1 protein-coding gene is annotated in these 555 nt (G+C 73.2%); it reads right to left on the bottom strand.

Going from position 1 to position 555, the window contains the following annotated elements; genetic code table 11:
- Positions 1 to 555 (bottom strand): hypothetical protein (locus tag ACK41V_RS23830; protein ID WP_409786191.1); only part of this gene is annotated, 555 nt, incomplete at both ends.

Here is a 555-nt window from a genome sequence, read left to right as displayed (position 1 = left end):
CTCGCCCTCCAGGTAGCCCCAGCAGTGCGAGGAGTCCATCTCGCGCTTGGGCATGGTCAGCTCGTTCACCATGCTGCACACGCCCAGCTCCGCCGTGTGCGCGCGCCGCACCAGGCGCACGACGGGCTGCAGCACCAGGTCCATCATGCCCACCGAGCACCGCACCAGCTCGTGCTTGTTCTTGAAGTCCGCCGCCGCCTTGTCGCGCAGGAACTCCGCCACCGGCGCCGCGTGCGCCAGCGCGGGCGAGCGCTCCGCCGGGATGACGGCCGCCAGCTCCGCCAGCGCCGCGCCCGCACCCGCCATGGCCGCGTGCGCGTGCTCAAACACGGCGCGCCTCATCAGGTACTCCCGCGCATCGCGCGGCTGCACAGACTCCGCCACCGCGGTGCCGGCCATGGCCAGCATCTTGGTCAGGCTGACGGCCAGCTGCAGGCCTTTGTCCACCACCTCGGTGTGCAGGAAGGTGCCGCCCAGCGCCGCCGCCGCCGCCTCCGTCAGCGGGCCGGCCGCCAGCTCGCAGTCCTTGGCCGCGAGGCGGCAGTAGGCGGTGAC

Source organism: Acidovorax sp. (assembly GCF_046291265.1).
Classification (GTDB): domain Bacteria; phylum Pseudomonadota; class Gammaproteobacteria; order Burkholderiales; family Burkholderiaceae_C; genus Acidovorax.
Note: the sequence above shows the minus strand (reverse complement) of the source record. Positions and strands in the feature narration are given on the sequence as shown.